General features: G+C 73.8%; 17 protein-coding genes. 8 read left to right on the top strand and 9 right to left on the bottom strand.

Annotated elements, in window-relative coordinates; translation table 11 throughout:
- Positions 1-96: 96 nt before the first annotated feature.
- Positions 97-840, bottom strand: coding sequence for a hypothetical protein (locus ACHZ99_RS09375; protein WP_420303940.1), 744 nt, complete (start codon positions 838-840; stop codon positions 97-99).
- Positions 841-1,069: 229 nt separating this feature from the next.
- On the opposite strand from ACHZ99_RS09375, the gene ACHZ99_RS09370 reads away from it, so the two are divergent.
- The 3 genes from ACHZ99_RS09370 to ACHZ99_RS09360 all read left to right on the top strand — a co-directional run bounded on the left by ACHZ99_RS09370 (position 1,070) and on the right by ACHZ99_RS09360 (position 4,034).
- Entirely contained in the window at positions 1,070-1,912 is an 843-nt protein-coding gene (locus ACHZ99_RS09370) for a nitrilase-related carbon-nitrogen hydrolase (RefSeq protein WP_420303939.1), read from the top strand.
- Positions 1,913-1,968: 56 nt separating this feature from the next.
- Positions 1,969-3,210 (top strand): aspartate aminotransferase family protein, encoded by a 1,242-nt coding sequence (locus ACHZ99_RS09365; protein ID WP_420304034.1) that lies wholly within the window; start codon positions 1,969-1,971, stop codon positions 3,208-3,210.
- A gap of 248 nt (positions 3,211-3,458) precedes the next feature.
- Positions 3,459-4,034, top strand: a complete 576-nt coding sequence (locus ACHZ99_RS09360) for a LuxR C-terminal-related transcriptional regulator (protein ID WP_420303938.1) — start codon at positions 3,459-3,461, stop codon at positions 4,032-4,034.
- Between the two features lie 82 nt (positions 4,035-4,116).
- Here the strand turns inward: ACHZ99_RS09360 and ACHZ99_RS09355 are convergent, their stop codons facing one another.
- The 4 genes from ACHZ99_RS09355 to lanKC all read right to left on the bottom strand — a co-directional run bounded on the left by ACHZ99_RS09355 (position 4,117) and on the right by lanKC (position 10,852).
- A complete protein-coding gene (locus ACHZ99_RS09355; RefSeq protein ID WP_420303937.1) occupies positions 4,117-6,054 on the bottom strand; it encodes an ATP-binding cassette domain-containing protein in 1,938 nt (645 codons plus the stop codon).
- Positions 6,047-7,864, bottom strand: a complete 1,818-nt coding sequence (locus ACHZ99_RS09350; protein ID WP_420303936.1) for an ATP-binding cassette domain-containing protein — start codon at positions 7,862-7,864, stop codon at positions 6,047-6,049. Before ACHZ99_RS09350 ends, ACHZ99_RS09355 begins: the two co-directional genes overlap by 8 nt.
- Positions 7,865-7,977: 113 nt before the next feature.
- Entirely contained in the window at positions 7,978-8,094 is a 117-nt protein-coding gene (locus ACHZ99_RS09345; RefSeq protein ID WP_420303935.1) for a SapB/AmfS family lanthipeptide, read from the bottom strand.
- Between the two features lie 22 nt (positions 8,095-8,116).
- On the bottom strand, positions 8,117-10,852 hold the full coding sequence (gene lanKC / locus ACHZ99_RS09340; RefSeq protein WP_420303934.1) for a class III lanthionine synthetase LanKC: 2,736 nt from the start codon (positions 10,850-10,852) through the stop codon (positions 8,117-8,119).
- 278 nt (positions 10,853-11,130) lie between these two features.
- Between lanKC and hydA the strand changes: the two genes are divergently transcribed.
- The 3 genes from hydA to ACHZ99_RS09325 are packed head-to-tail and all read left to right on the top strand — an operon-like array spanning position 11,131 to position 15,155.
- The gene (gene hydA / locus ACHZ99_RS09335) at positions 11,131-12,531 is read left to right on the top strand and encodes a dihydropyrimidinase (protein ID WP_420303933.1); all 1,401 of its coding nucleotides are present in this window, start codon (positions 11,131-11,133) and stop codon (positions 12,529-12,531) included.
- Positions 12,532-12,556: 25 nt separating this feature from the next.
- A complete protein-coding gene (locus ACHZ99_RS09330; RefSeq protein ID WP_420303932.1) occupies positions 12,557-13,576 on the top strand; it encodes a TIGR03842 family LLM class F420-dependent oxidoreductase in 1,020 nt (339 codons plus the stop codon).
- Positions 13,577-13,586: 10 nt separating this feature from the next.
- Complete coding sequence (locus ACHZ99_RS09325) at positions 13,587-15,155, top strand: NCS1 family nucleobase:cation symporter-1 (RefSeq protein ID WP_420303931.1); 1,569 nt, start codon at positions 13,587-13,589, stop codon at positions 15,153-15,155.
- On the opposite strand, the gene ACHZ99_RS09320 is transcribed toward ACHZ99_RS09325, so the two are convergent.
- The 4 genes from ACHZ99_RS09320 to ACHZ99_RS09305 form a co-directional block, all read right to left on the bottom strand.
- Positions 15,118-15,861, bottom strand: a complete 744-nt coding sequence (locus tag ACHZ99_RS09320; RefSeq protein WP_420303930.1) for an SIR2 family NAD-dependent protein deacylase — start codon at positions 15,859-15,861, stop codon at positions 15,118-15,120. The two genes, ACHZ99_RS09325 and ACHZ99_RS09320, sit on opposite strands and share 38 nt — an antisense overlap.
- A gap of 126 nt (positions 15,862-15,987) precedes the next feature.
- Positions 15,988-16,356 carry a hypothetical protein gene (locus ACHZ99_RS09315; RefSeq protein WP_420303929.1) on the bottom strand — a complete coding sequence of 123 codons (369 nt, stop codon included), beginning with the start codon at positions 16,354-16,356 and terminating at the stop codon, positions 15,988-15,990.
- A 301-nt stretch (positions 16,357-16,657) separates the two neighbouring features.
- The gene (locus tag ACHZ99_RS09310; RefSeq protein WP_420303928.1) at positions 16,658-17,005 is read right to left on the bottom strand and encodes a MerR family transcriptional regulator; all 348 of its coding nucleotides are present in this window, start codon (positions 17,003-17,005) and stop codon (positions 16,658-16,660) included.
- A 571-nt stretch (positions 17,006-17,576) separates the two neighbouring features.
- The gene (locus ACHZ99_RS09305) at positions 17,577-21,260 is read right to left on the bottom strand and encodes a chondroitinase-B domain-containing protein (RefSeq protein ID WP_420303927.1); all 3,684 of its coding nucleotides are present in this window, start codon (positions 21,258-21,260) and stop codon (positions 17,577-17,579) included.
- Positions 21,261-21,554: 294 nt separating this feature from the next.
- Between ACHZ99_RS09305 and ACHZ99_RS09300 the strand changes: the two genes are divergently transcribed.
- Positions 21,555-22,415, top strand: coding sequence for an inositol monophosphatase family protein (locus ACHZ99_RS09300; RefSeq protein WP_420303926.1), 861 nt, complete (start codon positions 21,555-21,557; stop codon positions 22,413-22,415).
- Between the two features lie 46 nt (positions 22,416-22,461).
- Positions 22,462-23,877, top strand: coding sequence for a phytoene desaturase family protein (locus ACHZ99_RS09295; protein WP_420303925.1), 1,416 nt, complete (start codon positions 22,462-22,464; stop codon positions 23,875-23,877).
- The last annotated feature ends 77 nt before the right edge of the window (positions 23,878-23,954 follow it).

Genomic DNA, 23,954 nt, shown 5'->3' with positions numbered 1-23,954 from the left:
GCTCCTCTCCCGCAGCTCGCCCGACAGGCTAGGTACTCAGGGGGAGTGTGCGTACCTAGGTCGCGGGACGGGAACAGGGACGGGGACGGGCGGGGGTCACGACTTGCCGTGTTTGCCCGCCGGCTGGGCGAGCGGGGTCTGCGCCTGCTTGGTCACGTCCCCGACGAGTTCCACCACATCCGGTCCGTACGACTGCGAGTTGACGACCTTCAGCAGCAGGACGAAGGAGCCGGAGCCGTACTTCCGGTTCAGCCGGCTCTCGTTCTTCACCAGGTAGCGCATGGCCGCCTGGTTGGTGATGGAGCGCTGCCCGCAGGAGAGGAACACCGGCCTGGCGTCCTGGCCGGCGGCCAGCCGGGCGAGGAGGACGTGCTCGGTCACCCCGTTGTCCAGCCGGTAGCGCTCGGTGCCGACGGCGAAGGCGCCGCGGTCGGGGCCCGGCTCCGGGTCGGTGTTGATCCGTACGCCCGGCAGCAACGACTGCATGTGTGCGGCCATGCGGCGGTTGGATATCGGCGTGCCGACGCAGAACTCGGTGCGGTCGCCGAACGCCTGGTGCGCGGTGTCCTGCGCGACGACCTGCGCGTGCGCGCCGCAGGACTTGATCACCGCGGACAGCTCCAGCAGGGCGAGCGCGTCGTGCTTGGCCACGCTCCAGTCCCCGCCGCCGGCGTCCCGGTTCACCACCACCAGGGCCTCCGAGTTGCGGGGCAGCCCGAAGAAGCGCTCCCGGCGCCGGTGGCGGCGCCCGCCGAGGGCGCCGCGCGCGTACCACCCGAGCGCGGCGCCGACCACGAGGCCGGCGGCGGCCGAGACGAGGACGAGGATCGGTTCGCTCATGACGGGGCATGCTAGCGGTCGTCCGCATCGTTGTTCGAGGCCGCGTTCCCTCCGACGTGCGTTTGCCGCGGCAAACCCCCGGGCGGCCGCGGTGCGGCACCGGCCGGACCGCGCCCGCCGCCGTTCGGTGCGCCGCTCTTGCCAGCGCCACCGCCGCGACTTACGTTCAGACATCTGCCCCGGCTTCTACGTGCGTAGAGCCTCCGGCGTCCCGTCTGAGGAGCAGGCCATGGCCAACGTTGTACGCGCCGCACTCGTCCAGGCGACGTGGACCGGCGACACCGAGTCGATGATCGCGAAGCACGAGGAGCACGCGCGCACCGCCGCCGCCCGCGGCGCGGCGATCATCGGCTTCCAGGAGGTCTTCAACGCCCCCTACTTCTGCCAGGTGCAGGAGCCCGAGCACTACCGCTGGGCCGAGCCGGTGCCCGACGGCCCCACCGTCGTGCGCATGCAGGCGCTCGCCCGCGAGACCGGCATGGTCGTGGTCGTCCCCGTCTTCGAGGTCGAGCAGGAGGGCTTCTACTACAACACCGCCGTCGTCATCGACAACGACGGCACGGTGCTCGGCACGTACCGCAAGCACCACATCCCGCAGGTCAAGGGCTTCTGGGAGAAGTACTACTTCAAGCCCGGCAACGCCGGCTGGCCCGTCTTCGACACTGCCGTCGGGAAGGTCGGCGTCTACATCTGCTACGACCGGCACTTCCCCGAGGGCTGGCGCGCCCTCGGCCTCGGCGGCGCCCAGCTCGTCTACAACCCCTCGGCCACCTCCCGCGGCCTGTCGGCCTACCTGTGGCAGCTGGAGCAGCCCGCCGCCGCCGTCGCCAACGAGTACTTCATCGCCGCCATCAACCGCGTCGGCGTCGAGGAGTACGGCGACAACGACTTCTACGGCACGAGCTACTTCGTCGACCCGCGCGGCCAGTTCGTCGGCGACGTGGCGAGCGACAAGGAGGAGGAACTGGTGGTGCGCGACCTCGACTTCGGCATGATCGAGGAGGTCCGCCAGCAGTGGGCCTTCTACCGCGACCGCCGCCCGGACGCGTACGACAGCCTGGTGCAGCCGTGAGCGCGGGGACCGGCGGCGGCGCGCACCGCGACCTCCTCGCCCGGCACCGGGCCGTCATGCCCGACTGGCTCGCGCTCTACTACGCCGAGCCGATCGAGATCACCCACGGCGAGGGCCGGCACGTCTGGGACGCCGAGGGCAACCGCTACCTCGACTTCTTCGGCGGCATCCTCACCACCATGACCGCGCACGCCCTGCCGGAGGTCACCAAGGCGGTCGCTGAGCAGGCCGGCCGCATCCTGCACACCTCCACCCTCTACCTCAACCGCCCCATGGTGGACCTGGCCGAGCGCATCGCCCAGCTGTCCGGCATCCCCGACGCGCGGGTCTTCTTCACCACTTCCGGCACCGAGGCCACCGACACGGCGCTGCTGCTGGCCAGCACGTACCGCGGCTCCAACCAGGTGCTCGCCATGCGCAACAGCTACCACGGCCGCTCCTTCACCGCCGTCGGCATCACCGGGAACCGCGCCTGGTCGCCCACCAGCCTCTCCCCGCTCCAGACCCTCTACGTCCACGGCGGCGTCCGCGGCAGCGGCCCCTTCGCCCACCTCGACGACGCCGCGTTCATCGACGCCTGCGTCGCCGACCTGCGCGACATGCTGTCCCAGACCCGCGGCGTCGCCGCCCTCATCGCCGAGCCGATCCAGGGCGTCGGCGGCTTCACCTCCCCGCCCGACGGCCTCTACGCCGCGTTCCGCGAGGTGCTCGCCGAGGAGGGCATCCTGTGGATCACCGACGAGGTGCAGTCCGGCTGGGGCCGCACCGGCGACCACTTCTGGGGCTGGCAGGCACACGCCGAGAACGGCCCGCCGGACATGCTCACCTTCGCCAAGGGAATCGGCAACGGCGCCTCCATCGGCGGCGTCGTCGCCCGCGCCGAGATCATGAACTGCCTGGACGCCAACTCCCTGTCCACCTTCGGCGGCAGCCCCGTCACCATGGCCGCCGGGCTGGCCAACCTCGGTCACCTCCTGGAGCACGACCTCCAGGGCAACGCCCGCCGCGTCGGCGGCCTGCTCATCGAGCGGCTGCGCGCCGCCACCGCCGGCCTCGCCTCGGTCCGCGAGGTACGCGGCCGGGGCCTGATGATCGGCGTCGAGCTGGCCACGCCGGGCCACGCCGCCGCCATGCTGGAGCACGCCCGCGCGGGCGGCCTGCTCGTCGGCCGCGGCAGGTTCGGCGAGACGCTGCGCATCGCGCCGCCGCTGTCCTTGACCGTCGCGGAAGCGGAGGAGGGGGCGGCCGTCCTCGAACGGGCCCTGCGCGCCGCCGACGCCGGAACGGACGGCGGCTGACGGGAGAGCCGGTCGTACCAGGGGGCGGCCACGCACCGCCGGTGGCCGCCCCCTTGCCGCCCACGGGGCCGACGGGGCGCTGTCAAGAGCCCGGAGGGGGGCGCGCGGCGGCTGTTCGCCGGGGTGTGCGCCGGGCACGCACCACGATGTCCGGAACTGCGCGCGCAGACAAGCGGTGTCCCCGTGTATGCATGAGCGGACCGACCGTGACCCCGTCGGCCTCGTTTCCTGGTGGCGTGGGGGGCTCCGTGATCCGCGTGCTTCTGATACACGACACGATGCTCATCAGATCGGCGCTGGCCGCCCTGCTGGGAGGAGAACAGGACTTCGACGTACTCGCGACGGCCTGGCAGCACGCGCACGGACCGGCGGCCGACTGGCCGGCGCAGGTGTGCGTGGTGGACGGCGACGGCGCGTGGTCCGGGCTTCCGGGCACCGCCGCGGAAAGGATGGTGATCCTCACCGAGGCGGGGCGGCCGGGGCTGCTGCGGCGCGCCTCGCAGGCGGATGTGCGGGGCTTCGTCAGCAAGGATTCGGCCCCGGAGCGGATGATCGCCGCCGTCCGGCGGGTCGCGACGGGTGAGCGGTACGTCGACGATGCGCTGGCCTGCGACTTCCTGCGGGCCGCGGACATGCCGCTGACGAGCAGGGAGCTGGCCGTGCTGGCCGCCGCGGCGGAGGGCGCGCCCGTCGCCGAGATCGCGGCCGCCCTGCACCTGGCCGGCGGCACGGTGCGCAACTACCTCGCCGCGGTGATCCGCAAGACGGGCGCGCGCAACCGGGTCGACGCGATCCGCATCGCCGGCAGCGCGGGCTGGCTCTGACGGGCCCCGTCCGTCCGGGCCGCGGGGCCGGGGCGGACGGGACCCGGCGGCCGGGCCCCGGGGCCCCGGGGTGCCGCTCGGGTCAGGCCCCGGGGTGCGCCGGTACGGGCCGGTGGCCGGCGGTCGCGCCGCCGGTGTCCGCACCGGTCAGCTCGCGGTAGAACGGCGAGCGCGCCAGCAGTTCGCCGTGCGTGCCCGCCAGCGCGGAGCGGCCGTCCAGCACCAGCACCCGGTCCGCCCGCGCGGCCGACGCGACGCGGTGCGCGACGACCACCAGCGTGCCGGGCCGCCGCGCGAACGCCCGCTCGGCGCGGGCCTCCGCGGCCGGGTCGAGGTGGCACGTCGCCTCGTCGAGCAGCGCGAGCCGGGGCGGCGCGACGTGCGCGCGGGCGAGCGCGAGGAGCTGCCGCTCGCCGGCCGACAGCTCCGCGGGCCGCAGCCGCGCGTCCAGCCCGCCGAGCCGCGCCACGAGCGGCTCCGCGCCGACCGCGCGCACGGAGCGGTGGAGTTCCGCGTCGCGGACGGGGGAGGGGCACAGATAGGTGAGGTTGTCGCGGAGGGTGCCGCCGAACACGTACGCCTCCTGCGGCAGCAGCAGGGGCCGCCCGGCCCGGCGCACCACGCCCGCCCCGGGCGTCACGAGCCCGGCCGCCAGGCTCGCCAGCGTCGACTTCCCGATGCCGCTGGGCCCGACGACGGCCAGATGCTCCCCGTCCCGTACGACGAGATCGAGCCCGCGGATGACGGCCTCGGAGCGGGCCCCGTAGCGGAACGACACCCCCCGCAGCTCCAGCACGACACCGGCGCCGCCCGGGGGTCCGGCTGCCGCGGGGGAGGGGGCGGGGCCGGGGGCTGGGGTGGCGTCCGGCCGTGTCGTCCGGGCGCTACGGGGCCCGGGGCCCCCGGTCGTGCCGACCGCCGGCGGCCGCGCGGCGTCGCGGTCGTCCGGGCCGTGCGCGCCCCCGTCACCCCGGTCGCCGCCGTCGCCGCCGTCGCCCCCGCCGCCCCGGTCCGCCGGGTGCGGGGGGCCCGAGGCGTACAGCCTGCCCGCCACCACCGTCAGCCGCGCGCCCGTGCCGCCGAGGCCGAAGACCAGCGACTGGAGCGCCGGAAGCAGCGCCTGCGTCAGATACGCCAGCGCACCCACCAGCGCGCCCGCGGTCACCCCCCGCGACAGCAGCCACGGCGCGGCCAGCAGCAGCGCGACCACCGGCAGCCGGCCGCCGACGCCCACGGCGACGTCCCGCGCCGTGCCCCACCGCGCCAGCGCCGTCGAGGCGCGCAGCTCGGCGTCGACCCCGGCCCGGACGGCGGCGCCCGCCCGCCGTTCGCCGCCGCAGGCGACGACGTCGCGCAGCCCGTCCACGACCGCGCCCAGCCCGGCGGCCAGCGCCTCGTCGGCGGCGAGGAAGTCCCGCTGGCAGCGGGCCAGCGGCCGCAGCGAGAAGCCGAAGACCGCCAGCCCCGCCGCCAGCGGCGGCAGCACCACGAGCAGCAGCGGCGGCGCCAGGGTCAGCAGCCCCAGCAGCGCCGCGGCGGCCGTGACGACGAAGGACCGCGTCACCATCACCAGCCCCGCGAAGCCGTCGCGGGCGATCTCCACCTGGTGCGTCAGCCGCGACACCGCCGTCGGCCCCTCGGCCCGCGCCCGGGCCGCCGCGCGTGCCAGCGACCCCGTGACGACCCGCCGCACGAGGATGTCCCGCAGGTCCTCGGTGAGCCGGGCCACCGCCCCGTACACCCGCAGCGTCCCGAAGGCGCCGACCGCGACGCCCACCGCCGCGACGGCGAGCCAGCCGAGGCCCACCCCGGGGCGGTCGGCCAGGAACCCCCGGTCGACGGCCCGCGCGAGGGCGTGCCCGAGCAGAAAGGTCTGCGTCGCCTCGACCGCGGACCATCCGGCCACCGCCGCGACGGCCCGCCGCCGCCGGCGCAGGAACCGCAGCCCGGCGGGCACCAGCACCCGCAGCCCGGGCGCGGGGTCCGCACCGGCCGGTGCGGCGGCGGTGCGGTCACGCATCGGCGGGCTCCTCCTGCCACAGGGCGCGGTAGGCGGGCTCGGCGCACAGCTCCGCGTGCGGCCGCAGGGCGCGGACCCGGCCGCCGTCCAGCCACGCGACGAGGTCGGCGCGCGCCGCGGTGGCCGCCCGGTGCGCGACGACCAGCCGGCTCTGCCGTACGGCACCCGGAGCGGTCCCACCGGTCCCACCCCCCTCGGCACCGCCCTCCCCGCCGCCCCCGGCCCCCGGGCCGCCGGCGCCGTCCGCGCCCGCCTGCGCCAGCAGCGCCCGCTCGATGCGGAGTTCGGTGGCGGTGTCGAGGCCGGAGAGCGCGTCATCCATGATCAGCAGCCGCGCGTCGCGGGCGAAGGCGCGGGCCAGGCCCAGGCGTTGCAGCTCGCCCCCGGACAGCGGCACGTCCGCGGCGGGGGTGGCGTAGCCGGCGGGCAGGGCCCGTACGAACGCGTCCGCGTCGGCGGCCTGCGCCGCCGCGACCGCGCGGTCGGCCGCGACCGGGGTGCGGGCGTCGGCGTACGCGAGGGCGTCGGCCACCGTGCCGCCGAGCAGCGCCGGGCGCGCGAACGCGTACGCCACCGCCGCCCGCAGCTCCGTGCGCGCCAGGGCGGCCAGCGGTACGCCGTCGAGGCGGACGTGGCCCGCGTCCGGGTCGGTGAGCCGCCCCGCCACCGCGGCGAGCAGCGACTTTCCGGCCCCGGAACGACCCACCACCGCGACCGTCGCGCCCGCGGGCACCGTCAGGTCCAGCCCGCGCAGCACGGCCCGTCCCCCGCGCCGCACCGTGACCCCGCGCAGCTCCAGCCGGCCGCCGGCGCCCGGCGCCGGGGCGGCGTCCGGCCCGTACGGGATCGGGGGCAGCCGCAGCACCGGTGTCAGCCGGCGCGCCGCCGCCCGGCTGCGTACGAGGGTGTTGACGTGGCCCACGAGGACGCCGATGCCGCCGGCGAGCATCGCGTACCGGCCCGCCGCCAGCAGCTCGCCCACGCTCAGCCGGCCCGCCCCCAGCCGCAGCCCGGCCACCGCGACGACGGCGAGTTGCAGCAGCGGCACGACGACGGCCGCCTGCGCGGTGGCGCGGCCCTGCACGCGCCACATCCGGTGGCCGTGCCGGCTCAGCTCCGGCAACGGGCCCAGCGCGCGGCTGCGTTCGCGGCCGACGGTGCCCGCGGCGGCGATCGTCCGCGCGCCGGCCAGCGCCTCGGCCAGCCGTGCGGCGATGGCGGCCTGCGCCTCCTGGTAGCGGGCCACGCAGTCGCCCGCGCTGCGGACGAACGCGCGCAGCAGGAGCACGAGGACGGGCGTGCCGACGCCGAGGACGACGGCGAGCCAGGGGTCGATGACGGCCAGCGCGACGAACGCGCCGACCGGGGTGAGGAGCGCGCCGAGCGCGGAGGCGGCGGCGGCCGGGGCGGCGCCGGCGTGGGCGGCGTTGCCGGTGGCGCGGGTGACGAGGTCGCCGGTGGCCACCTCGGCGGCGTGCCGCGGCTCGGTGGCGAGCGCGGCGCCGAGCAGACGGCGGCGCAGCCAGGCGGTGGTGCGGGCGGTGGTGACGCCGTTGAGCACGGTCTCGGCGGCGTCGAGGAGGATGACCGCCGCGGTCAGCGCGGCGCACAGGGCGAGCGCGCGGGAGGCGCCGGGCGAGTCGGTGAGCAGCCGGTCCAGGGCGACGCCGAGCATCGCGGGCAGGGCCAGGGCCGCGCCCGCGGCGGCGGTGGTGACCAGGCAGAGCGCGGCGGCGTACGCACCGCTGTGCCGCCCGGCCCGTACCAGCAGCCGCCGCGTCCCGCCCGCCGGTTCTCCATCCTGCCCCATGCCTCTCCGTTCCGCCGCCCCGCCGTCCGGCCCCTCCCGTCGTCAGCCCTCTGCGCCGGGAGCCCGCGGCCCCGGGCGCCGTCGTGGGCGCCCGGGGCCTCTGTGCGGGACGGTCAGAGGCAGAGCAGCACGCTGTGGGAGCTGTGCTTGCCGCACAGCAGGCTCAGGCTGCTGTCGCCGCCGCCGGACTGCTCGGCTGCCTCAAGGGCCTGCAGGTCGAGAAGCGCCATGATCTCTCCTTGGTGGGCTCGGTTACTTCGGGTACTTGCCGGATGGTGCAGGTGCTCCGGCCCCGTCGTGGGGCCGGTCCGCCTGGCGTCCGCGCCGGTGCGCGGGCGGCAGGAAGGGCAGGCCGGCGCCGCTCCCGGGCTGCGCCGCGGCGAGCGCGAGCAGGCAGCCGGCGGTTCCGGTGGCCAGGTCCATGGACAGCCGCATCATCTGGTCGCCGGGAAAGGCGAGCCCGCCGCCGTACGGCAGGGCGTACCAGGAGAGCGCGGCGGCCTGGGCGGCGAGGTCCCCGGGGCGTACGCCGGGGGTCGCGGTGCGGGCGAGGTGCAGCAGCATCCCGGCCCGCCCCTGGAACAGGCCGGGTTGGGCGTAGTAGCGCATACGGGCCGCGGGCAGCACCGCGGTGCGCGCCTCGGCGAAGTCCGCGTCGTCGCGGTGCGCGAGGTAGTCGTCGAGGACGGTCGCGATGCCCGCGCTGCCGTCGCCGAGGTACGGCATGGTGCGGTGGCCCTCGTCGACGACGAGGCCGCCGGTGCGGTCGACCCGGCAGCGGTCGAGGTCGCGGCGGAGCGCGCGGGCGGCGGCGTCCAGCAGGGCGGGGTCGCCGGTGCGCTCGTGGAGCCGCAGGAAGAACAGCGCCGGGCCGGTCCAGCCGTGCAGCAGACCGGCGCGCTCGCCGCCCCGGCCCGGCCGCGGGCCGGCAGGGCCCCCGGCCGGCCCGGCGTCCGCCGCGGCGAGCCGCTCGGCCAGCAGCGTCGCGGCGCGCCGGGCGTGGTCGTGCAGGGACGGCTCGCCGCAGGCGGTCGCGAGGTGGTCGAGGACCAGCCCGGCGCCGGCGAGCCCGCCGTGCAGGTGTGCGGCGAGGCCGTGCCAGTTCTCGGCGAGCACCCGCGCGGTGAGGTCGAGGGCCCGCTTGCCGTGCCCGAGCCGCTCCAGGACGTACGCCACGCCGAGCAGCCCGTCGTACAGCCCGAACGGGGTGCCGCGCGGGGGCGCCGCGGTCTGCCGCAGCAGCCACTCCTCCCCGGCCTCGCTGTGCGGCGCGCCGGCCTCGGCCAGCGCGTACAGCACGCCCGCGGCGCCGAAGGAGAGCCCGAGGCCGCCGCCGTCGCCGAACTGGGCGACGTCGCCGGGGAAGACGCGGTCGTCGCGCCCGGGGGTCGCGGACGCGGCCAGCGCCCGGGCCATGGCCGCGCGGCTGCGCGGCCAGTCGTCAGGCTCGGTCGGCAGCAGCGGCCCGGCGGCCCCCGCGCCGGGTCTCGCGCCGGGTCCCGCCGCCGCCGCGGCGGGCCGGGACGCCCCGGCGCCGGCGGTCCCCGCGGCCGGTCCGCCGGCGATCTCCTCGACCGCCTCCCGCAGGAACTCCTCCGGCAGCTCGGGGAACTGCTCCGCCGCGATCCGGGCCAGGTGCGCCGCCTTGCGCCGGTCGACGGCCAGCAGCGTCGTCATCGGCAGGAACAGCGCGATCCGCAGGCAGGCCAGCGCGTAGCGGTCGATCGCGAAGCCCTCGCGGCCGGCCGGCGCGACGTACCCGGGGTGCGCCACGATCTGCCGCGGCCCCGCGTCCACCGGCGCCGCCGCCTCGAAGTCGACCAGCGCCACCGCGGGGTCGTCCTCGTCGGGCGCGACCATGATGTTGAACATGTGCAGGTCGTTGAAGACCAGCCCCCGCCCGTGCACCGTGGCGACGGCCCGCTCCACCGCCCCGTGCACCCGCACCGCCCAGCGGGTGTACGACGCCACCTCGGCCGGGTCCGGCCGGTCGGCCAGCAGCGGGTGCCGCTCCGCGAAGAAGGAGTTGAGGGTCCGCCCGGGCAGGAAGTCCATGACCAGGAAGCGGTGCCCGCCCAGCTCGAACCAGTCGCGGACGCCCGGCGCGACGCCCAGCCCGATCAGCCGCTCCAGCGCGGACTTCTCCCGCTCCAGCCGGGCCACCGCGTCGGCGCCGTCGGCGGCGAGCCCGGCGTGCGGCCGGGCCTCCTTGAGCACGACCTGCGCGCCGTCGCGCAGGTCGGTGCCCGCGTAGACGCCGCCGCCGTTGGAGAAGTGCAGGGCGCGCTCGATGCGGTACGGCAGGCCGGTGGTCGTCGTGGCGTTGCGCGCGGCGAGTTCGGGTGCGAGGAATCCGGGCAGCGTCACCCAGTCGGGCACGGTGAACGCCGGGTCCTTGCGGTCGGGGATCAGCGTGCCGTCCGGCCCCTCGACCGCCGGCACCAGCGCGCCGTCGGCGCCGACGCAGTAGCGCGGCGCGAAGCCGCCGTAGCGCACGTGCAGCGGCCCGTTCCGCCAGCGCAGGTCGGTGAGGATGTACGGGCCCTCCTCCGCGGCGAGCTGCTCGCCCAGCTCCCGCAGTACGGCGTGCAGCATCTCGTCGTCGCCGGGGTAGATCGTGGCGAACTTTCCGCTGATCGTGCGGCTGGCGTACTTCGAGTTGCGGAGATAGAGGAGTTGCTTTCCCGGTACGAACTTGAAGGGAATTCCGCGCGGCACGCAGTAATCCCAGACACGCGTGCCGACCCGGTCGGCGTTGTCGAGGCGGGCCGAGACGTGGATCTTCCACCCCTGCTCCGGCCAGGCGCGATCCTCCAGCGGCTGCAACTGGCGCCAGTCGCCGGACCACGCGTCGATCCACCCCTCGGGGGTTTCGCGGCGGGCGACGGGAAAATACCCGGCCCTGGTTTCGGCGGCGCCGGTCAGTCGGTCCGGAGTTTCGTAGAAATACTCGTCGGCCAGGCAGAACGCCTCGTATCGCTTGTCCATTTCCCCCCAAGGCCGTCTCTTCGGCTGCGCTCAGGAAGGATGGCAGCCGGACGGGCGCCGGCAGTAGTCACCGCTGTCATGAACAGGGCGTGAAGTACGCACCGGTACGGCGTGCGGTGCGCACGATCGGCGCGTACGGCCCTCGCCACGCGGCCCCGAAGGGTGGCTGCCGCGGTATTGCCGCGCGCGGTGCCATGCTTCTACCGTCTTCGCACGCAGCTCGACTCTACGGGTGTAGACCCCTGGTGACGTCGCGTCACCGGAAGGGAGCAGAGGCCGTGAGCCGTACAGTCATCGCCGGCGGGCTGGTCGTCACCGCCGCCGACGAGATCCACGCCGACGTGCTCGTCGAGGACGGCCGCGTCGCCGCCCTCGCCGCGCACGGCAGCGACGCCGCCGCCGGCTGGCGCGCCGGCGCCGCCGTCATCGACGCCACCGGCAAGTACGTCATCCCGGGCGGGGTGGACGCCCACACCCACATGGAGCTGCCCTTCGGCGGCACGTTCGCCTCGGACACGTTCGAGACCGGCACCCGCGCCGCCGCCTGGGGCGGCACCACCACCATCGTCGACTTCGCCGTCCAGAAGCAGGGGCAGGCGCTGCGCGCGGGCCTGGACGCCTGGCACGCGAAGGCCGACGCGCAGTGCGCCGTCGACTACGCCTTCCACATGATCCTCTCCGATGTCAACGAGCACACCCTCAAGGAGATGGACGGCCTGGTCGAGGAGGGCGTCACCTCCTTCAAGATGTTCATGGCCTACCCCGGCGTCTTCTACAGCGACGACGGCCAGATCCTCCGCGCCATGCAGCGCGCCGCCGGCAACGGCGGGCTGATCATGATGCACGCCGAGAACGGCATCGCCATCGACGTCCTCGTCGAACAGGCCCTCAAGTCCGGCAAGACCGACCCGCGGTACCACGGCGAGGTGCGCAAGGTGCTGCTGGAGGCCGAGGCCACGCACCGCGCCATCCAGCTCGCCCGGGTCGCCGGCAGCCCCCTGTACGTCGTGCACGTCTCCGCCGAGGAGGCCGTCGCCGAACTGGCGCAGGCCCGCGACGCCGGCCTGCCCGTCTTCGGCGAGACCTGCCCGCAGTACCTCTTCCTGTCCACCGACAACCTCGCCGAGCCCGACTTCGAGGGCGCCAAGTACGTCTGCTCCACGCCCCTGCGCCCCCGCGAGCACCAGGCCGCCCTCTGGCGCGGCCTGCGCACCGACGACCTCCAGGTCGTCTCCACCGACCACTGCCCCTTCTGCTTCACGGACCAGAAGGAACTGGGCCGCGGCGACTTCTCCAAGATCCCCAACGGCCTGCCGGGCGTGGAGAACCGCATGGACCTCCTCCACCAGGCCGTCCTCGACGGCCACCTCACCCGCCGCCGCTGGATCGACATCGCCTGCGCCACCCCCGCGCGCATGTTCGGCCTCTACCCCCGCAAGGGCACCCTCGCCCCGGGCTCCGACGCCGACATCGTCATCTACGACCCCGAGGCCCGCCAGACGCTCTCCGCCGCCACCCACCACATGAACGTCGACTACTCGGCGTACGAGGGCAAGGAGATCACCGGCCGGGTCGAGACCGTGCTCTCCCGCGGCGAGACCGTCCTCGACGGCCGGGAGTTCACCGGCCGCGCGGGACACGGCCAGTACATTCCGCGCGGCACCTGCCAGTTCCTGTAGAGACCGTTCCTCAAAGGGGGCCGAAATGGATTTCGGACTCGTGCTGCAGACCGACCCGCCCGCCTCCGCCGTCGTCGGCCTGATGCGCCGCGCCGAGCGCAACGGCTTCCGCTACGGCTGGACGTTCGACTCCACCGTCCTGTGGCAGGAGCCGTACGTCATCTACAGCCGCATCCTGGAGCACACCGACCGGCTCACCGTCGGCCCCATGGTCACCAACCCCGGCACCCGCGCCTGGGAGGTCACCGCCTCCGCCTTCGCCACCCTCAACGAGATGTACGGCAACCGCACCGTCTGCGGCATCGGCCGCGGCGACTCCGCCATGCGCGTCGCCGGCCGCCCGCCGAACACCCTGGCCCGCCTCGGCGACGCCATCCGCGTCATCCGCGACCTCGCCGAGGGCCGCGAGGCCGTCGTCGACCGCGAGGCCGGCACCACGCTGACGCTGCCGTGGGTCGAGAACGGCCGCCTGCCGGTGTGGATGGCGGCGTACGGGCCGAAGGCGCTGGCCCTCGCCGGGCAGGTCGCCGACGGCTTCATCCTCCAACTGTCCGACGTGTACCTCACCGAGTTCATGGTCAAGGCCGTCCGCACCGCCGCCGCCCAGGCCGGCCGCGACCCGGACGACCTGACGGTCTGCGTCGCCGCCCCCGCGTACGTCACGGACGGCACCCCCGAGGCGCTGGCGCACGCGCGCGAGCAGTGCCGCTGGTTCGGCGGCATGGTCGGCAACCACGTCGCCGACCTCGTCGACCGCTACGGCGAGCACTCCGACGTCGTCCCCGAGGCGCTCACGGCGTACGTCAAGCAGCGCCAGGGCTACGACTACTCCCACCACGGCCGCGCCGGGAACCCCTCCACCGACTTCGTCCCCGACGACATCGTGGACCGCTTCTGCATCCTGGGCCCGGTCGAGGCACACGTGGAGAAGCTGCGCCGGCTGCGGGAGCTGGGCGTGCACCAGTTCGCGATCTACGCGATGCACGACGCGAAGGAGTCCACCGTCGACGCGTACGGGAGACACGTCATCCCGGCGCTGGCCTGAGGGAGAACCCATGGTCCACGACGCCGCAGCATCCCCGTACCCCCCGCCTCCGGCCGCCGGCGACAGGGTGGAGCTCTCCCCCGCCGACGACCTCACCGGCAGCCCCTACGCCAACGGCGACCTGGTCCCCGTCCCCGCCGCGCAGCGCACCTGGACCACGTACAACTTCGCCGCCCTCTGGGTCGGCATGGCGGTCAACGTACCCACCTGGACCCTCGCCGCCGGGCTCATCGCGCTGGGCATGGACTGGAAGCAGGCCGTCCTCACCATCGCCCTGGCCAACGTCATCGTGCTGCTCCCGATGCTGCTGACCGGCCACGCGGGCCCCAAGTACGGCATCCCGTTCCCCGTCCTCGCCCGCTCCTCCTTCGGCGTGGTCGGCGCCAACCTCCCGGCGCTGCTGCGCGGCGTCGTCGCCTGCGCCTGGTTCGGCATCCAGACCTGGATCGGCGGCCAGGCGATCTACTTCCTGGCCGGGAAGATATTCGGAGCCGGCAGCTGGTGGGCCGAGGCCGGTTCGTGGGGCGGCTACCCGTGGCCGCAGTGGCTCTGCTTCGTCCTCTTCTGGCTCATCGAGGTCGGCGTCATCCTCTTCGGCATGGAGGGGGTGAAGAAGCTGGAGACCTGGGCCGCCCCGCTCATGCTCGCGGGTGCGGTCGCCCTGCTCATATGGATCGCCGACCAGGCCGGCGGCCTCGGCCCGCTGCTCGACGAGCCGTCGCAGCTCGGCTGGGGCGTCGACTTCTGGGAGAAGTTCTTCCCCGCCCTCATGGGCATGATCGGCTTCTGGTCGACGCTCTCGCTGAACATCCCGGACTTCACCCGCTTCGGCGCCGGCCAGCGCGCCCAGATCTGGGGCCAGTCCCTCGGACTGCCCACCACGATGGCCGCGTTCGCGCTGCTGTCCGTGCTCGTCACCTCGGGCTCCCAGGCGGTCTACGGCAAGCCCATCTGGGAACCGGCGGAGCTGGCCGCCCGGATGGACACCGAACTGGGCATCGCCTTCGCCCTGTTCGTCATCCTCCTCGCCACGCTGACGACGAACGTCGCGGCGAACCTCGTCAGCCCCGCGTACGACCTGTCCAACCTGGCGCCCCGGGCCATCACCTTCCGCACCGGATCGCTGATCGCCTGCACCGCGGGCATGCTGATGTTCCCGTGGGAGCTGATCGCCAACCCGGACATCTACATCTTCGTCTGGCTCGGCACCTACGGCGGCCTCCTCGGCGCGGTCGCCGGCGTGCTCATCGCCGACTACTGGCTCGTCCGCCGCACGGTGCTGGACCTGCCGGGCCTGTACCGCCGCGGCGGCGCGTACTGGTACGCGGGCGGCTGGAACTGGCGCGGCGTCGTCGCCTTCGCGGCCGGCGGCCTGCTGGCCGTCGGCGGCTCCCACACGGACGCGGGCGCGTCCGGCCCGTACCCGGAGGACGGGCTGATCCCGTTCCTCAAGCCGCTCGCCGACTACGGCTGGGCGGTGGGCCTGGGCACGTCGCTGATCCTGTACACCCTGCTGATGTCGGGGTCGCGGGACAAGGCGGTCACAGCCGGGCCAGCAGGGGCGGCAGCGCCTCGCTGATCGGCTCGCGGACCACCTCGGCGGCGAGGTGGTCGTACGGCGTGGGCTCGGCGTTGACGACGACCAGCCGGGCCCCCGCCGCCGCGGCCCGCCCCGCCAGCGACGCCGCCGGCTGCACCTGGAGGCTGCTGCCGACGGCGAGGAACACCTCCGCCGCCTCGGCCACCGCCACCGCCGTGGCCAGCACCTCGGGGTCGAGCGGCTGCCCGAACATCACCGTCGCCGACTTCAGGATCCCGCCGCACTCCCGGCACGCCGGATCCGCCTCCCCGGCCGCCACGCGCGCCAGCGTCTCGTCCATCGGCCCGCGCCACGGGCAGGCGGTGCACACCGCGGTACGGGACGAGCCGTGCAGCTCCAGCACCTTGCGCTCGGGCATCCCCGCGAGCTGGTGCAGCCCGTCGACGTTCTGCGTGACCACCCGCACCGGCGTGCCGGAGCGGGCCAGCTCGGCGACGGCGGTGTGCGCGGCGTTGGGCCGGGCGCCGCGGGCGGCGCCGTCGCGGCGCATGAGCCAGGACCGGCGCCGGATCTCGGGGTCGGCCATGTAGTACTCGTACGTGACGAGCTTCTGCGCCTCCGGATCCCGCCGCCAGACCCCGTTCGGCCCGCGGTAGTCGGGAATACCGGAGTCGGTGGAGATCCCGGCCCCGCTGAGCACCGCCACCAGCGGCCGCCGCCCGTCACCCGCCGTCGTCGTGGACATGCGCCCAGGGTAGGGCGGAGGCCCCTGGAAGAGGGAAGGCGGCCTCATCCTCATCGAGGACGCACGCCCCCGGATCCTGCGGACGCGGCGTGCCCCGCGCTCCAGCCCCCTGGAGCACGGACGTGCTCAGCGTGCTGGGACAGGCACGGTGAATCGGACCTCGGTGGAACCGAGTGTTTCGGTCACCTCCCAGCAGCCGGTCCCGGGGAAGTCGACGACCGTCGGCCACCACCGCCGGCCGCCGTCCGCGGTGGCATATCCACCGGTACCGCCGCGCCCGCTGCCGGATCGGTCCAGTCGTTCGACGTCGACGCGCGGAGCGCCCTTCCGGTCGGTCACCCGCCCCTGAGCGTCGAGCGTGATTGACGCGTACTTCGTGCGGTACCCCTCTGCGCGTTCACCCGGGTGATCCAGCAGGTCGGGTCTGGCCACCCACAGGTCGTCGGCGCCGTACCATTTGCCCTGCTTGTCGAAGTCACGCACGGCGGCCGGCACGGAGCCGGAGGGGACCGGTGCGGTGCGGGGGCAGTCCGCCTGCGTCGTGCCGGAAGCGTGCGGCCGACTGGCCGATGGGGAGGGCGAATCCGGCTGGGGTGAGGCCGACGTCGAGCATCCGACGACCAGCAGCACCAACGGGCCCGCCCAGGATGCCGCTCCTCGTGCCATCCGCCTTCGCATGCGCCTCAGTCTTCCACGGCCGTGAACTCCCCGCGCCCCGCTCCGGCATGGGGTTGAGGAGGCGGCCGGTGGTGCGGATCGTCGAGCAGCGGATCCTGCGCGGCGGCCGCCGGCCGGGTCAGGTGGGTGTCTGCGGCTGCGGATCGTCGCCGTCCTGGGCGCGCAGCCGGTCGTTGATGCGCTGGGCTTCTTCGAGCTGGTCTTCGAGGATGATGATGCGGCAGGCCGCTTCGATGGCGGTGCCGTTGTCGACGAGCTCCCGGGCGCGGGCGGCGATGCGCAGCTGGTAGCGGGAGTAGCGGCGGTGGCCGCCTTCGGAGCGCAGGGGGGTGATCAGCCGTTGTTCGCCGAGGGCGCGGAGGAAGGCGGGGGTGGTGCCGAGCATCTCGGCGGCCCGGCCCATGGTGTAGGCGGGGTAGTCGTCGTCATCGAGGGGGATGACGGGTCGGGCGTCGGCAGGGGGCATATACCTCTTCTTTCTACGGCACGTCGGGGGGCCCGGATGCCGTCCTGGCACCCGGGCCCCGAGCGTTCAACACCATCTACCGGCTGACTGCGCCGGCCTCTGTGTCCGCAGGTGCCCTCGAACGGGCGGACTGCGGGGATCGCGGATGCGTGACCGGGGACCACCTTCCAATCCGGGGCCTGCGGTACCCGGGCGGACGTCGTCCTCGCCCGGGCGATCCTGATGGCGTCTGCTCCTTCTTCCTTCGGTTTCTCGGTCGTACTGCTGGTCCTGCTATGCACGGCAGTTCATGTCTCCGTGCCCTCTTTGACTTCCTGGCTACGAGAGAAACGTTAGCACTGCGACGGTTCGATGTCTACTGCGGCCACGACAGATTTTCTTCGCGGCCGGCGTACGGACTTCTGCCCCGGTTGCCTCCGTAAGGGTGGTCTCGCGGATGGTGGATCCAAGAGGGCGTCGAGATCGTTCACGTGCGTCTCCCCGGGGATCCCCTGCGCCCGGGGAGGGCTGCCCGGCGCGAGACGGGAACGACCGGTGGCGGGCCGGGCCGCCACCGGTCGTTCCGCGCGTCCTACGTGGCGCTGGGACCGACGTCGGCCGCGGTCAGCGGGGCTCGCGTGACGGCCGACGACGACCGCTCGTCGGCTCCGACGTCGACGACGCCGGTGCGGGCCTGGCCGTCCATGTCGTCGGTGACGAACCCGTAGCCGCCGGTGCCGCCGTCGATCGCCGGGCTTCCGGCGCCGATCCGGTGCAGCGGCCCGTCGGGGGACAGCAGCGGATCGACGGTACGGACGGCGTCGGAGGGCTCGTCGACGCCGACGGTGGCCGATCCGGTCGGCCACGCGATGTTGCCGGCGTAGGTCATGTCCTCCGGCGTCATGAGTTCGTTGATCAGCTTGCCCTGGTCTCCGGTGACCACGTTGTCGGCGATGACCGAGTCGACCGGCGCGAGGTCGTAGTTGGCGCCGATCTCGATGTTCGACACGTTGTCCACGAAGGTGTTGTTCACGACGACCGCCCGGTAGACGCGCCAGTGCGCGTTCAGCGCGCCCGAGTCGTCCACGTCGCCGCCGTCGATCTGGAGCGCGGCGTCGTAGCCGGAGCCCGTCAGGCCCTCGAAGTAGTTGTTGTAGATCTTGTGGTCCTGGCCGTAGATCCGGATTCCTCCGGTTCCCTCCTTGCCCTCGCCGAGGAAGTGGTTGCCGTAGAAGGAGCCGCGGTTCCCGTGCCGCTGCGACAGCACGCCCTGCGAGGTGCGGAACGTGTTGTAGCGGACGATGTTGTCGTTGCTCTTCACGGAGACGATCTCCGGATCGCCGTCGCAGTTCTCGAAGAGGTTCGACTCCACGACGGTGAATCCGCTCGACTGCGAGATTGCGCTCTGGCCGATCCGGACGGCCTCCATCTCGTTGTCCGCGCGGGGGCCGATGTCGCGGAAGTGGTTGTGGTCGATGCGGTCGTGTTGCGACTGCTGGGTCTCGGACCCGTCGATGGTGATGAAGTTGCCCCGCTCGTGCTTCTCCTCGAACAGGTTGTGGTCGATCCGGTTGTGGTGGCTGTTCTCACCCTGGATGATCACCCACTTCAGCGAGGACTCCTCGGTGAGCCGGAAGTGGTTGCGGGTCAGCCGCACGTGGTTCGAGCCGGTGACCTTCAACGTGTCGCTGTTCGTCCACTTCAGACCCTCGAAGGTGACGTACGAGGAGTCGGCCACCTCCAACTGCCCGTCGTCGATCACCGCCTGGCCGCGGTTCTCCGCGACGACGGTGATGGGCTGGTCGGCCGTCCCGTTCCTGCCGGACATCTCGCCGATCGAGTACTGACCGTCCGCGAGCACGATGCGGTCACCGGCGCGCGCGTCCCCCAGCGCGTCCTGCAACTGGTCCGAGTCCGCGACCGGGACGGTGCGGCCCGGGCCCGGGTCCGGATCCCCGCCGCCCCCGCCGTCGGCGCCGTAGACCGCCGTCTCGGTGATGCTGGTCCAGTCGTTGCTGGTGTTGCCGTGGCCGACGACGCGCAGATAGCGGGCGGAGACGTCGGCGAAGTCGTAGTTCTCGGGCTGGAGTGTGGTGCCGCTGCTGTTCCTGCCCGTCAGGACCGGTGTCCACGACGACCCGTCGTCGGACACCTCGACGTCGAACGAGCTGGTTCTGGTGTTTCCCTGGTGCCAGGCCAGGGAGGTGGAGCCGATGGTCTGGGCCGAGCCGAGGTCGTAGCGGATCCAGACGCCGTCGCCTTCGGCGGACCACCGGGTGCTCAGGTCGCCGTCGAGGGTGTTGGCGGCCACGTTGCCGTCGTCGGTGCTGGCCACGACGTCCGTCACCGGCACCGGGGTCCCCGGAGTGCCGCCGCCGTCGTCGGGGGTGACGGGATACGTCCGGACCCAGTCGACTTCGAAGACCGCCGGGCGCAGACCGCTGTCGCCGGTGAAGTTGTCGAGCTGGATGACGAGGTTGCCCAGCGGCATGGACTGGATGTTCCCGCGCTCGGAGTTCGCGCCGTCCGCCAGCCGGAACCACTCCTCACCGTCGACGTAGCCGACCAGCGCGTCCGGCGTCCATTCGAACGCGAAGTTGTGCCACTGCGTCATGTCCACGGGGCAGAGCTCGCGGTGCACCTTCTCGTCCGTGGGGCTCTGCGGGTAGTGCAGCCACGCCCCGAGGCACTGCGCGTCGGGGTTGGTGTACTCGACCCAGTCGTACTCCCCGTTCTCCAGCCGGTCGCCGGCGGTGGGCCAGATCAGGTGCAGGGGATGGTAGAGGCCGCCCTCCGATCCGGTGTTCCGCGAGCGCGACCGGATCTCCCAGCGGCCGTACTGGGTGTCGAGGTTCTGCCTGATCCATCCCGTGTCGCCGTTCTCCTCGCCGCGCATGGTGAGGATCCCGTCCGCGACGGTGCTGTTCTTCCCGCACCGGCGGCCGTTTCCGGCGTGCCCTTCCCAGCACTGGGCCGTGCCGCCGACGCTGCCCGAGGGCACGTCCCACTTCGCGGGGTCCACCGGGCCGGTGTAGTCGAACTCGTCGGAGATCGGCATCGGGTCGCCCCAGCCGTACCGCTCGGCCGCCTGGGCCGGGTCTTCGGTGTCCTGGCCGTCGTCGTGGGTGACGTTCAGTCCGTAGATCTCCACCTGGCCGTAGTTGTCGTCGCTGCACGGCGACGAGCGTTCGCAGTTGGCCTGGGTGTACGCGCCCGCCTTGAAGTAGGCGCCGGAGAAGTCCTCCGAGAGCGTGGTCTGCAGCTCGCCGTTGTAGTACGCCTTGATCTCGCCGTCGCTGACCACGAACTTCGCCTGGAACCTCGTGCCCAGCTCGTAGTTCTCGTCCACCAGCTTGTAGTTGCTGTCGTCAGGACTGGTGACGTAGAGCTTCTCGCCCTCCAGGCGGAAGACCGAGACGTCGTCGTCGGAGTCGTGGATCTGCCCGGCGACGACCTCCGGCTTGTCCTCGGGGAGATCCGTGATGGCCTGGTCGATCACCATCGTGTGCCTGCCGGACGTCGACGACCAGCTCGCCTTGGTCTGCCCCGAGTCCGTCATCTCGCGCAGTTCCGAGCGGGGGTAGCTGGAGCCGCTGGTGGTGACGCCGTTGACGGCGGCGCGGAACCGGACGGCGTCGCAGTTCTCCGTCGTGGTGAACCACGGGTCGATCGAGAACGAGTCGAGTTCCGGCTGTTCGACGTTGGTCGGCGACTCCTCGTCGCCGATCGGCAGCCCGATGTACCAGTTCGTCAGGTCCAGCACGTCGGCCGGGTAGTTACAGGAGGGGCCGCTGCCGTCGGCCCCGTAGATCGCTGTCTCGGTGATGCTGGTCCAGTCGTTGCCGGTGTTGCCGTGGCCGACGATGCGCAGGTAGCGGGCGGAGGTGTCGGCGAAGTCGTAGTTCTCCGGTTGGAGCGTGGTGCCGCTGCTCCGCTTGCTTGTCAGGACGGGTGTCCACGTTGATCCGTCGTCGGACACCTCGACGTCGAAGGTGCTCTGCCTGGTGTCTCCCTTGTGCCAGGCGAGGGAGGTCGAGCCGATGGTCTGTGCCGAGCCGAGGTCGTAGCGGATCCACACCCCGTCGCCTTCGGCGGACCAGCGGGTGCTCAGATCGTTGTCCAGGGTGTTGGCGGCCACGTTGCCGTCGTCGGCGCTGGCCAGAACGTCCGCGATCGGTAGCCGGGAACCCGGCTCTGCCGACGCGACGGGGTTGTAGACAGCCGAGAGTCCCAGGGCTAACAAGCCCACCAGGAACGCACGATACAGTTGTCTCACAGGGCCTCACTGTGGTTGAAAGCACCAGGTCAGCCACGGTGCAGCGACCTGATACTGGACGGTTGCGGGAGAATGTCGCGAGGTCGTGCAGGGCGATGGTGCGTGCCGGACCGCGGCCGCGTCGGTGGGGTGCGTTCCGGCAGCGTGGTGCCACCGCGACCCGGCCGGGCTCCGGCAGGCGACAACGCTGTCACAGGCAGGTGGGGACCGGTCCCCGGCACCGCGCGGAGGCCGCCGGGCGAGCGCGTCCGCGCCGGTTCCGCGTCCGGTGCCCCCGCGTGGTTCGATGGACATATGATCGACGACTTCGTGGCCTCCGCCGACGCCCTCGACCGGGTCGAGGACGCCCTGCGCAAGGCGGCGGCCGAGGAGGTCATGCCGCGGTTCCGGCGGCTCGGCGCGGACGAGATCATCCAGAAGGACGGGCCGCACGACCTGGTCACCGTCGCCGACCAGGCGGCCGAGGCGCATCTGGAGCGCTCGCTGACGGCGCTGCTGCCCGGGTCCGCCCTCGTCGGCGAGGAGGGCGTGCACGCGGACCCCGGGCGGCTGGCGGTGCTGCGGGGGGACGGGCCCGTGTGGGTGGTGGACCCCGTCGACGGGACCCGGCAGTTCGTGCGGGGCGAGCCCGGGTTCTGCATGCTCGTCGCGCTCGCGCACCGCGGCGAGGTGCTGGCCTCCTGGACGTACCTGCCGGCCAAGGACCTCATGGCCGTCGCCCGGCGCGGCGCCGGCGCGCACGTCGTCGGCGGCGAGGAGCTGCGCGCCGGTGTGCCCGAGCCCGGGCAGGAGCTGGTGGTCGGCATCTCCCACCACGACTTCACCACCGACGCCGAGAAGCGCGCCCTGGCCCGCCTCGACGTACCCGGGGTACGGGCCCGGCCCTGCGGGTCCGCCGGCCACGACTACCTCTCCGTGGCCCGGGGCGAGATCGACGCGGTGGCGTTCTCCTGGGAGAAGCCCTGGGACCACGCCGCGGGCCTGCTTCTCGTCGCCGAGGCGGGCGGCGCGAGCGGGACCGTCGCGGGGGAGCCGTTCCGGGTGGCCGGCGGCAACGCCCTTCCCTTCACCGCGGCGCGGGACGCCGAAACGGCGCGTCATATCCTTGCCCTGCTGGCCGGACCAGGCCGGGGCGTACCCGGGGCGGTCCCCTGACGCGGGCCGTCAACCCCGGGCAGCGACGACGGGAGTGGCGAGGCGGATGACGACGCTGGTCGACGTGGTGGTCGTGGGCGCGGGGCCGAACGGGCTGACCGCCGCCGTCGAACTCGCCCGACGGGGTTTCACGACCGAGGTCTTCGAGGCCCGCGACACCATCGGCGGCGGGGCGAGCACCGCCGAGCTGACCCTGCCGGGCTTCCGGCACGACCCCTGCTCCGCCGCCCACCCCTTCGGGGCGGGCTCCCCGGTGTTCAACGAACTCCCGCTGGCCGAGTACGGCCTTCAGTGGGTGCACGGCGAACTGCCCATGGCGCACCCCTTCCCCGACGGCACCGCGGCCGTGCTCTCCCGCTCCGTGGGTGAGACGGCGATGTCGCTCGGCAGCTCCGACGCCGGTGTCTACCGGCGGCTCGTCGAGCCGTTCCTCGGCAAGTGGGAGACGCTGTCCCGGGACTTCTTCACCGCCTCGCTGCGGTCCGTGCCCCGCGACCCCGTCACCCTCCTGCGCCTCGGCCAGTGCGCCATGCCCGCGTCGCTGCTCAACCGCCGCTTCCAGGGCGCGCACGCCCGCGGCCTGATCGCCGGCCTCGCCGCCCACTCCATCGCCCCGCTGCGCACGCCGGTGACCGCGGCCATGGCGCTGGCCTTCGCCCTCGCCGGCCACGCCGTCGGCTGGCCGGTGGCCCGCGGCGGTTCCCAGGCGATCTCCGACGCGCTCGCCGGGTATCTGCGCGCGCTGGGCGGCGAGATCCACACCGGGATCGAGGTGAAGCGGCTCGACGAACTGCCGCCCGCGCGCGCGTACGTCTTCGACACCTCCCCGACCGCGCTGGCGCGCATCGCCGGGCTCGGCGGCGCGTACGACGGCTTCCGCTACGGGCCCTCCGTCTTCAAGATCGACTACGCCCTGGACGGGCCCGTGCCCTGGACCTCGCCGGCGGCGCGGCGCGCCACGACGGTGCACGTCGGACCGACGGAGGGCGAGATCGGCGCGGCGCTCGACGCCGCCGTGCACGGGGTCGAGCCCGCCGTGCCGTTCCTCATCGCCTGCCAGCCCACGATCGCCGACCCCACGCGGGCGCCGGCCGGCAAGCACACCTTCTGGGTCTACGGGCACGTGCCCAACAGCTGGGAGGGCGACGCCACCGACGCCATCGAACGGCAGCTGGAGCGCTTCGCGCCCGGCTTCCGCGACCTGGTGCTGGCCCGCGCCACCGCGGGACCGCCCACGCTCGCCGCGCGCAACGCCAACTACGTCGGCGGCGACATCGCCGGCGGCGCCTTCTCCGGCACCCAGACGCTGCTGCGCCCGCGGCTCGCCCGGGTGCCGTGGGCGACGGTCCACCCGCGGGTGTTCCTGTGCTCGTCGTCGACGTACCCGGGGCCGGGGGTGCACGGGATGGGCGGCCACAACGCGGCCCGGGCGGTGTTCCGTACGCTGACGCGGTCCCGCTGACGGCGGGCCGGTCCCCGGCTTCCGGGGCCCGCGCCAGGCGGTCCCCGGGGCGGGTCGCGGGCGGGTCGCGGGACGCC

The sequence above is a fragment of the Streptomyces sp. MAR4 CNX-425 genome (assembly GCF_048656465.1).
In the GTDB taxonomy this organism is placed as follows: Bacteria; Actinomycetota; Actinomycetes; order Streptomycetales; family Streptomycetaceae; genus Streptomyces.
Note: the sequence above shows the minus strand (reverse complement) of the source record. Positions and strands in the feature narration are given on the sequence as shown.